This is a genomic window from Plectonema cf. radiosum LEGE 06105 (assembly GCF_015207665.1).
Lineage (GTDB): Bacteria > Cyanobacteriota > Cyanobacteriia > Cyanobacteriales > Nostocaceae > Rivularia > Rivularia radiosa_A.
Genome location: NZ_JADEWL010000197.1, coordinates 1 through 9817 on the forward strand (window position 1 = coordinate 1; position 9817 = coordinate 9817).

At 39.4% G+C, this 9817-nt stretch carries 11 protein-coding genes; 2 read left to right on the forward strand and 9 right to left on the reverse strand.

Annotated elements, in window-relative coordinates; translation table 11 throughout:
- Positions 1–213: 213 nt before the first annotated feature.
- The 3 genes from IQ247_RS29540 to IQ247_RS29550 all read right to left on the reverse strand — a co-directional run bounded on the left by IQ247_RS29540 (position 214) and on the right by IQ247_RS29550 (position 1514).
- Positions 214–435 carry a reverse transcriptase N-terminal domain-containing protein gene (locus IQ247_RS29540; protein ID WP_193925445.1) on the reverse strand — a complete coding sequence of 74 codons (222 nt, stop codon included), beginning with the start codon at positions 433–435 and terminating at the stop codon, positions 214–216.
- Positions 436–576: 141 nt separating this feature from the next.
- A complete protein-coding gene (locus IQ247_RS29545; protein ID WP_193925446.1) occupies positions 577–801 on the reverse strand; it encodes a helix-turn-helix domain-containing protein in 225 nt (74 codons plus the stop codon).
- A gap of 233 nt (positions 802–1034) precedes the next feature.
- Complete coding sequence (locus IQ247_RS29550) at positions 1035–1514, reverse strand: hypothetical protein (RefSeq protein WP_193925448.1); 480 nt, start codon at positions 1512–1514, stop codon at positions 1035–1037.
- 255 nt (positions 1515–1769) lie between these two features.
- On the opposite strand from IQ247_RS29550, the gene IQ247_RS29555 reads away from it, so the two are divergent.
- Positions 1770–2270 (forward strand): DUF1353 domain-containing protein, encoded by a 501-nt coding sequence (locus tag IQ247_RS29555; RefSeq protein WP_193925450.1) that lies wholly within the window; start codon positions 1770–1772, stop codon positions 2268–2270.
- A 460-nt stretch (positions 2271–2730) separates the two neighbouring features.
- Here IQ247_RS29555 and IQ247_RS29560 read toward each other — a convergent pair whose 3' ends face one another.
- From IQ247_RS29560 to IQ247_RS29590, 6 genes are all read right to left on the reverse strand, one after another.
- Positions 2731–3192: a phage tail protein gene (locus IQ247_RS29560; RefSeq protein ID WP_228060164.1), complete on the reverse strand. Its 462-nt coding sequence runs from the start codon at positions 3190–3192 to the stop codon at positions 2731–2733.
- 883 nt (positions 3193–4075) lie between these two features.
- Positions 4076–4300, reverse strand: a complete 225-nt coding sequence (locus IQ247_RS29570; protein ID WP_228060165.1) for a hypothetical protein — start codon at positions 4298–4300, stop codon at positions 4076–4078.
- Between the two features lie 221 nt (positions 4301–4521).
- The gene (locus tag IQ247_RS29575; RefSeq protein WP_193925455.1) at positions 4522–7431 is read right to left on the reverse strand and encodes a DNA N-6-adenine-methyltransferase; all 2910 of its coding nucleotides are present in this window, start codon (positions 7429–7431) and stop codon (positions 4522–4524) included.
- The gene (locus IQ247_RS29580) at positions 7424–7606 is read right to left on the reverse strand and encodes a hypothetical protein (protein ID WP_193925457.1); all 183 of its coding nucleotides are present in this window, start codon (positions 7604–7606) and stop codon (positions 7424–7426) included. Before IQ247_RS29580 ends, IQ247_RS29575 begins: the two co-directional genes overlap by 8 nt.
- A 171-nt stretch (positions 7607–7777) precedes the next feature.
- Positions 7778–8332: a hypothetical protein gene (locus tag IQ247_RS29585; RefSeq protein ID WP_193925459.1), complete on the reverse strand. Its 555-nt coding sequence runs from the start codon at positions 8330–8332 to the stop codon at positions 7778–7780.
- The gene (locus tag IQ247_RS29590; RefSeq protein ID WP_193925461.1) at positions 8332–8955 is read right to left on the reverse strand and encodes a hypothetical protein; all 624 of its coding nucleotides are present in this window, start codon (positions 8953–8955) and stop codon (positions 8332–8334) included. Before IQ247_RS29590 ends, IQ247_RS29585 begins: the two co-directional genes overlap by 1 nt.
- 363 nt (positions 8956–9318) lie before the next feature.
- Here IQ247_RS29590 and IQ247_RS29595 point away from each other — a divergent pair, with 363 nt between their 5' ends.
- Positions 9319–9666 (forward strand): hypothetical protein, encoded by a 348-nt coding sequence (locus tag IQ247_RS29595; protein WP_193925463.1) that lies wholly within the window; start codon positions 9319–9321, stop codon positions 9664–9666.
- Positions 9667–9817 lie beyond the last annotated feature (151 nt).

Consider the following 9817-nt stretch of genomic DNA (forward strand, 5'->3'; position numbering starts at 1 on the left):
TTAATCAATACCTTAGACCGTGTTCACCCTTCTACATCTTTCCCCCTTGCTCCTTACCGCCTAACCCTGGCAGCTATGGCTACTTTTAGCGTCTGCACTCCGACTGTTTCGTTGCCTACTTGGTCGTAACGTACCGTTAGAATACGGACTACTCTACGGAGGTCTGGGGTAGAAAACCCAGAGAGACTTCGGAGTCTCAATTTAGTTGACCTTTCAGGTCGCACTTCCCTTGTTTTCTTGTGTTACCTTCCTGATTGCGAGTAATTTTCCGTAATATGAACTAACCATCATGTGCTGGAGTTTGCGGACTAACTTTTTATCACCTTGTAAGGAAGCTCTGTAGATTCGTTTTTGCAACTTAAATACTTGGAATTCTACTGTTTTCCAGTTAATTTCTTTCCAGGTATTCCATTTCAACTTTGATGTTATCTCCATACCAGAACTTATTTATTGCTTTTTAACGAACGTACTTCTCATACAGCAGGTGAGCTATCAGCGTATCCTCATCCATTACAGATGGGCATTTGCTTCTTCTCACATCTCTGGGGCTGGGTTGTTTCTTTGCGGGTAACTACTTTAACTATTAGTTAAAGAACTATCCCAGTCCTTGAGTCGTTCCTGCTTCTCCATAGCTAAAGGCGAAGGTTGGCTGCGTCCATTTTCCCAACGATTAATCGTTAAGCAAGTAACGCCTAATTGGGTTGCAAATTTCTCTTGGGATAATCCAAAAGAATTTCGCAACTCACGAATGAGCTTACCCACCTCCGGTTGATTGATACAATAAGGTTTTTTGATATCCATGTATTAAACTTGATAAAATGTTGAATACGTCAGATGATGTATCACCTGATTTATATTAGTTACAACCTATAAGAAACGAGTAGGGTAACTCTACCGATCTAGATAAATTAGCTTTCAAGTATATTTTTAATTAATAGCTTAAGTATTTATATTTATAAAAATAAAATTTATTAAGGTTTTATATCAAAACTTTATTAATATTAAGAGCTTAACAAATAATTCCTCCATCTCAATTATTTCTTGTTCGTTAACTCTTTCAACAGCGCATTATTTACCCGCTGCACTTCTTTACCACTAGTTTCTGTTAATTCAAACGCTTCCTGCATCAATGCTTGAACTGATGGCGGCAGCGCTGCAAACTTCTTGGTGTTAACAATCACCAGCCGACAACCGGGGTAAGGTACAAAGTCTTCAAATGCCTCCATACCAGACTTAATAACAAGTTTAGATAACAATGTTATAGAGTATTGTCTTTCCGAATCCTCACTCCTATTTATGACCCCCGCGAAGTAACCGCAGAACCATGCCTGAGTATCAATATCGTCGTGCAAAGCCGCTACAGTTTCTACTAATACCTGTTGATTTAATTCCAACGGTAGGTTATCAAATATCCGATCTAGTTTTTCTGGCTGGCGTTTATGGCAGTACCGTACTGCACGCTCAACTAGATAATTAATTTCTTTGGGTTGAGGTTTACCGAATCCTTTGGGCATGATGTACGCGCTTTTGGGGGTAAAGGAATTGTAGCAAAGTATAACAAAAACAGCGTTCTTACAATACCCATATAGAATATGACAATTTCAAATTTGTCTAAATATGCCTCAAGAAATGCAACTACTAATTATAGTTTCCGTATGACAAATTAGAATCTGGTCTATTTAATTTCGGAAAATGCGTAAATTAAAATTTTTAGCTTGAAGATTTAAACAAGGAGAAAAACACTATTTAAAAAAAGAGGAAAGATAATCATGCAAATTTGCTATAACCAAGAAGAATTAGAACTACCCCTAGCAAAAGTATCTTATCACCCCAGAAAGAATACATGGTTTTTAAAAGAAGAATATCTCTACGAAGATGAAGATAAAAAATCTCAAATAATTTTAGATGAATGTTTCAGTTTTGACTTATCTTCAATTCCTAGACTTTTATGGATAATCGTTGGAATACATGAGCTTTCCCTTGAAGCACCATTAATTCATGATTTCATGTATATGAGTAGGGGAGGAAAACGAAAATGTTTTAATAACAAACCTATATTAGGAAGAATTAAAGGAAAATTCTACTCCCGAAAAGAAGCTGACGATTTATTTTTAGAAATGATGAAAGAAGCAGGTATCAACCCATTCCGTAGATTTTTAGGTTATATCGGTGTCAGAATATTTGGTGTAATATTTTGGCGACCTGAATGGTTGGAGAACTTTTTGCAGAAACTAACTAATAAAAAAGTTGATGAATGTCAATATCAGTAAATAAATAATCGTCAAAATGAGAGCATCTACAATTTATGCTAACGGCGGCAAATATAAATTTTTAAAGCTTTTATAGATTTATTCCTAATATCCCCAATATTTCCTTCACTGGTGCTTTCTCCACCTCCAACTGCTGCACTTGAGATAACAATCGCTTGGGAATATACTTTGACGATTTAACTCTCGCGATAGCCCTAAAGGGCGACGCTTCGCGTATCGCAGCGCTCTTACTATCTAAAAACTGCCCCATTCCTAATTATTTTTTACGCTTGACTCTACGAATAAAGCCAATTATTTCTTCAATTGGAATCCACTAGCGATCGCCGGAGAGCGAGCGAAAGCTCATCGCCTATGAATCGCAAGCAAAGGTAAAGGCGAATTTGATCGCAAATCCTTAAATTTGCGATCGGCATAACGGAAGAGTGAAGTGAGATATGTAACTATAAAAGTAGCTTATTAATTAGTTGCGACTAGGATAAATACCCTCCAATGCAATGCAGTATTTCATTGTCAGATAGGGCTGAAGATTTTGATCTTGTTGGGGTTTAGTATTATCAGCATTCAGGGTGATTTTCTGCGACCCTTTTTCACCAAGTCGGTGAGAAGGGAGTCCGAGACCCTGACCGTCACCAATAGGCACTCGACCTTGCAAATCCGGTAGTCCAAAAGTAGTGGCCCCGTTTCCTCCATAGTTAGTGCCAAGCAAGCTAAACAGAGCTTGATTACTATTAATAGCAAGCAACTGACCTTTGGCTTCGGCAGTACCTCTAGGGCAGAAATTATAGGGATAAAGATCAACCTCCCCTATGTAAGCCTCAGAACTAGCATGAGCAGGTGCAGCAAAAGAACCGAATCCAATGACAGCAAGTGCTACAGTCATGATCAAGCTCATGACCCAGCGTACAACACGATTTTGAGACATTAATTCAAACCTAATTCAATTATTATTTTTTTTCGCTTCTTATCCGATCTAATGAAAATAGAGTATTTATTGCTTAAGTTTTAGAAGATTTAATAACATAAATTATTGCAGGAATTAAGCTGCAATAAGGTAATGTCATAAACTCATTCTAATGCCAAGGAATATAGTCTAAATAGACCTCTAATTACCTACTCAAGAACAATTTTTATAAAGGTTAGAACCAATAAAATATTGTCAACTTGGAGTAATTTTTCTATGAATCGAAACTAAGTTAGCGATGCTATGGATATTACAAATAAAAATCTCTTTTAACAAGTATTCAAACTTACATTCCGCGTTTTAATGGAGTTTTTTTCAAAAATATTGTTCCATCGATACGATGAGCGTTGAGCTTTCGCTTGCTCTCCGGCGATCGCGTGTCGTTTAGACAAACCACCTTTATGCTCAACCAAGCGATCGCTCAATTGCCTAAAAATTACTCTACTCCTAATTATTTTTTACGCTTTACTCTACGAATAAAACTAATTATTTCTTCAATGGGAATCCACCAGCGGTCGCATATCTTCGATCATCCCTACAACCCCAGGGGGGATACTGCCGATACTGCGACCTTTCCATTCTCCAAAATTGTGATTGAGGATTTTAGCGAGATGCCTACGGCTCCTGCTTCGCTCATCGCCGTCCCGGTGGAGCGATCACTCTTATTACCCTCATCCAAACTAGTCATTCATTGTTAAGCCCTAACTGGTACTGCTATATGCTTAGAGGGCAAAGCTTTATCTGTAGTCCACTTTTCGGGTGTAGGTTTGTACAATCATTTGTGCTGAGATTTGAACTTTATTAAGATTTATGTTAAAGGATATTAACTATTCAACAATTAATCTTATGTATGGTCTATCATTCTTTGTGTTGAGTTTAAAATAAGTCCTATATCATTAATCTGTTCTTTAATTATTGAATCACTCTCAGTCGTAGCATTTTCAATATCGCTCATATACTTTATTAGTTGTTCTAATTTACTTTTAGATTTTTGTAGCTGGTTATAAATTTCTGAATAATCCCAAGCTGGGTCTGGAATTGGGTAATCACAATTCATTAGTTCATCCATGTTCATATTTTCCTCCTTATTTGTTGTCAAACTAGGTTTATTTTTGATTTAAAATCTCTAAATATTTTAACAAATTTAGTGTTTACAAGTAAATTTTACTTGCTCAATTATTTATCTAATAAAACATATTTACTGTTGAGTTATTGGCAATGCGTTAATATACATTATCTGTTTAATTTTATCTACCAAATATTTACCCAAGTAAAGAGTAAAACTCATTTTTAGTCAAACGTTACTCCCAACAACTGTAATATTCCTCTCACTGGTGCTTTCTCCGCTTCTAACTGCTGTACTTGAGGCAATAACCGCTTAGGAATATAAGTACTTTTAGAAATTGTTTTTTCACTATTTGATATCTGCCAGTCATACCAAGCTTGTTGGTACTGTTTACCATTCTTCTTAGTAATTGTTCGTGTTTGAATTCTACCCGCCCCCGCTCCCCGACTTCTTCTTTTAGTACTAACGGTTGAGTTAACCATTAGTACTGGTTCTGATTTCTCCTGCTCATTGGTACTAACGGTTGAGTTAACCATTAGTACTGGTTCTGATTTCTCCTGCTCATTGGTACTAACGGTTGAGTTAACCATTAGTACTGGTTCTGATTTCTCCTGCTCATTAGTACTAACGGTTGAGTTAACCATTAGTACTGGTTCTGATTTCTCCTGTTCATTGGTACTAACGGTTGAGTTAACCATTAGTACTGGTTCTGATTTCTCTTGCTCATTGGTACTAACGGTTGAGTTAACCATTAGTACTGGTTCTGATTTCTCTTGCTCATTGGTACTAACGGTTGAGTTAACCATTAGTACTGGTTCTGATTTCTCCTGCTCATTAGTACTAACGGTTGAGTTGACCATTAGTACTGGGTTTGCAGACAGAGGAAAGTAAACCACCCCATACTCATCAAATACTTCTTTAAACCGTTCCCAATTCTCCCCCCAATAAACCAACACATGAGATTGCCGTGCAGATAGTTTAGGCTGGTAATCTTCGTCCAAAAACTTAATTCTTCCCCTCCAAAAACAGACGGGTTGAGTTTTCAGCACCGGAGACAACCATTTAGTATCAGTAGCTGCCGGAACAAGCGCGATAGCTTCGCTTACGCCTGAAGGGCGTATCGCCTCCCTTACCCTTCCCGATTCAAACTCTGTTTGCAGCTTTTTCATCCACAACCCCGGACAACTGTAGGGAGGATTCATAAAAATACGTCCTTCCCACACAGCTGCTAAACCATCCGAATTAAAAGTGTAGTGCGATAGCGAAGCGCTGCTGCAAGCAGATCGCGCCGGAATATGTTTACCATCATCCGCACAGGGGTCGAGGTCAATTTCTCCAAGTACCTGAATTATCAATTCAATGATGTGGGGTGGTGTGTACCAACAGTCTGAGGATTTTTTCTGAACCTTTTTTAACTTATGAGTTGGGATAAAGTTTTGTTTTAAATAGCATTCAAGATTGGTAGAAGGAACATCAAAAAGTCCCTGTTTACCCTTAACTGCAAAAGGTTCTGTTATTGGTTGTATATTCTCTAACTTCCAGGCATAACGACCAACCTGCCAATCCCCGCTCTTTATCTCGGTTTGTGACTGTTGAGCGATAAACTCCGGTGTCATTTCAATACAGTCTGTCAGATCGCAAAGAGCGATCGCCTGCCCTTGTGGGAAATTAGTTTCATCCCAAGTTGGTAATTTTAGTTCGTTACAAATCTTTAAATATTGTTGATATTGGGTTTTAGTAGATTTAGCAGTCGAGCAAATTAATAACTTACCCCTATAATTGGTTTTCCAACTTCTGGTTTCATAATGCTTCAAGCCCAGCGGTATTAAAGAGCAATATGGCTGCCATAGACTAATCGCTTTTAATTTTAAAGTGTCATTTGACGAGTGAGTTGAGGTAGAGTACTCTTCTAAGGGCGATAGCGAAGCGCTGCTGCAAGCAGATCGCACCAAGTCTGGGGTCAAGTAAATTTCCAGCGGCGCTGCGTTGTCTTCTAATAATTCTGCTGCGGTTCGGGATTCCGAGGGGTCGAGCCAGGTGCTGGGGATTCCGAACCATTCGGAGAGGATAACCGGATTTAAGACCTCGCCTTTGTTGATCAGCTCGTTCTTTTTCAAGAAAGTTTCTAACTTGCTCAGTCCAGGGGGACGGCTCCCTTTTGTAGACAATGCCGTGGGAGCGGGCAACCAGCAGTAATCTTCCTCTATCGAAGGGGCTGGCAAAGTGTCCGCTAGATACACATAACCATTCTGCATCGTACCCGCAGCGGTAAAGCTCTTTATCGATTGCGCTAAAAGTTCCCATTGCGATTTGTTAATATTACCGTTTTGCAAAAGACTTGATTCAATAGGCATATCAGTCGATAAAAATCTATCTCCCCATTCCTCCTTGCCCATCTCCAGACTAAAAATTACAGTTGGCAGATGTTCAAGGGACGAAATATTTAAAGCTAGATTACCTAAAAACGATGATTTACCCATTGCCGGACGACCTGCAATGGTGATTAGTTTTCCTGGCTTGAATCCTCCAATTACCCCATCTAAATCATAAAATCCAGTCCTGACCCCGCTTGGTGCTGTACCCATATTTTTTTCTTCAATGCGCTCAAAGGCATCTATCAAAATACTTGACATCGGGGTTGGTTCGGATAATGACGCGATCGCGCTGTTATTTATTTCTAGAACCTTTGAAGATGCCCTTTCTAACTGTTTACCTACTTCCTCGCTTTGGTCGTGGGCTAGCTCGTAAATTTCGTTGCTAGCTGTAATCAATTGCCGCCGGTGGTATTTATCCATCACCAACTGCGCCAAACCATCGATGTTAACTGCCGATACCGTCCGGTCTACAAGTGTTGCTAATTGATTTCTACCACCAATTTTTGCAAGCATATTGCGGTCGGAGAGCCAGCGAATAACTGCAAGTAAATCTGTGGGCTTACCTTCGCTATGAAGTTCTAAAGCAGCTTGATAAATATCGCGGTGGATGTTCAGGTAAAACGCTTTGGTCACAAGGATGTCCCTGACTCTTGCGATCGCACCTGGGTCGAGTAAGATACCGCCCAAAATTGCTTGTTCTGCTTCGATGTTTTGGGGAGGTACCTTGTCAGTAGTCGCAAAACTTAGATTTTCAAGCATAGTTCTTCTCAAGTATTGGATTGTTTGCTAAAAGTTCTTGCACGTCCGCACGGTGGGATTTCGCCCAATTGAACCAGCATTTATAAAAATCGTCTATGAAAAATCGCCGCAAAATCATATCGTCTCCGCATTGGGTTGCACCTTCTACGACAATTTGTAGTTGTCTGTACCACATCTGGTGCTGCGGCTCGGTGTATTTATCGAACTTGTAAATAGTATTTTGATTTGTATTTTTGTTTTGCGATTCAAGCCACTGTTCGCGTAATTCTTCAAAATGAGCTTCTATCCATTTGAATGGTAGTTCTGGTGGTTTTGGTAGCTGGCTTGCTTTCTTCTTTGAAAATTTTCAAAAACTCTCTCTCTCGCCTTCTGAGAGAGTCTGTATATTATCTGTATATATCTGAGGAGTGCTGGAATTCTTGCTTGGAGCGGGTTTCGGGCTACAATTTTCCCGCTCGTGGGATTCACTGTCCCGCTCGTGGGAAACACTGTCCCGCTCGTGGGAAACACTGTCCCGCTCGTGGGAAACACTGTCCCGCTCATGGGATACCGTCCCATCCGTGGGACACTTTTCTTCTTTTTCTTCTTTTTCTTCCGAAGGGAAAGCAACAACCTTCTTAGTCTCTTTAAGAATTATTCCGTGAGTTGCTTCCCAATCAGTGTATCCTTTTTGTCTTAGTTCGTTCACCGCACGGTAAAAGGCAGATTTACTGATTTCCCATTCTCTACAGAACTTGAGAACGTTGGGAATTACCAAGTTAGAGCCTGGTAGCTTGGTAATTTTTTTAATGGCTAACAAGTAACCAGCAGTAGTTAGCAATTTGTCTCGATACCATTGCTTAATTTCTTCGGCGGTCATGGGGTAGAACTGCACGCCTATTTTTTCTCTTGATTTAGACATTAGGATTCCACCTCCTCGAAAGTTACAGTTATGCCAAACTCCGAGCAAGTTGCTTGAGCCAAAGCTAGTTTTGCTAAGTCGGGACGACCAAATAAATGAATACGCTTGCTGTGTTCTGGGAAGAAAGAGGAGTAAGCCAGAATCTTACCTAATGCTTCTTTCCAGTTATTGATATTCTTGATTTCAATAACTTCTGTCACAGTAAGCAAGTCAATACGACCTACAGCAGTGATTACTTCTACCTCACCGCCAAGTTCTACTTTGAGGCGATCGCGTATTCCTCGTTCAATATCGGCACAATCTGTTCTCTTAAAAACAAACCATGTTGGTAAAAGCCCAGCAGTTTTAAGTTTTCGTAAATCTTTATCTACTGTGTCAACACAGACCCCAATTTTTTCTGCTATTTTAGTTGAGGTAGGAATGTTTTGATAAATTTCAATCATGCTTTGTGCCTGATTCACAGAAGAATCAACAGTCATCAAGTAGAGCCACAAACGGCACTGAGAACCAGTTAATTTGTTGGTAATGGCAACAGCTGCATCCCGCTTTGAAATCATGAAATAACCTTGCATTTTTGACTCCTCGATTGGTCGCGGATGGCGGATGGTACGTGTAGTAGTCATGACTAGCACACCTCCTCGTTCGTGCTGCTGATGCTAAATTCTGAACGGTTTTTTTGAGCTTTTAATCGTCTTGTACAAGCTCTTAACCATTTTTTATGTTGTAATGGGTAAAATTTCCCTTGAATTTTTTGGCTGTTATGAGTCATAATGCACCTAAGTTTGAATTTTCAGATACGCCCCGTCCCGTCAAGACCGGGGCTAATTTTTTCTAAAATTTAAAGAAAGAAAAAAGTTCGTCTGCGCTATTGCCCCCTCTGCCTTTTGATTTGATAGGATTAAACTAAATCTGTAATTTTGCTATTTCCAAATTCAGTTATGACTAAATATCATATTACAAATTCAGTATCTAATTAATTAAAAAATATGAATTTCTCAAAGGCTTTGGATATAACCCTTGATAAATACGGTATTTCTGCTAAGTGGCTGTCTGAGCAAACAGGTGTTTCTCAGCAAATGATTAGTGGATTTCGCCGAGGGAATCAACGAATTTATTCCGATAGCCTAGAGCGCATTCTTGCTGGTTTGCCAGTCGAAGCAAGAAATGACCTTTTATCCATGCTATGCAATATTGATACAAGCAAAGTAGACCTGCGATCGCTTGTGATGGAAGCATCTCCCCAAGAGAAGGCAGAGGTTCTTAATGCGCTTGCAAGTTGGGTTGTCCAATCGCGTGAAAGTAAAGATTCTAGCTGCTTACCACAAGCAGTGTAGTTTGGAAAGGTAAAGCATCATTCAGGCAAAGAATGATTACGAATTAATACTAAATCTACCTTGTGCGCTACAACAGGGTAGCAAGTTAAGAATTTTTGAGTGAATCATGTTTTAGATAGCTAATTGTGTATAATTATTGGTCGCTTCATAA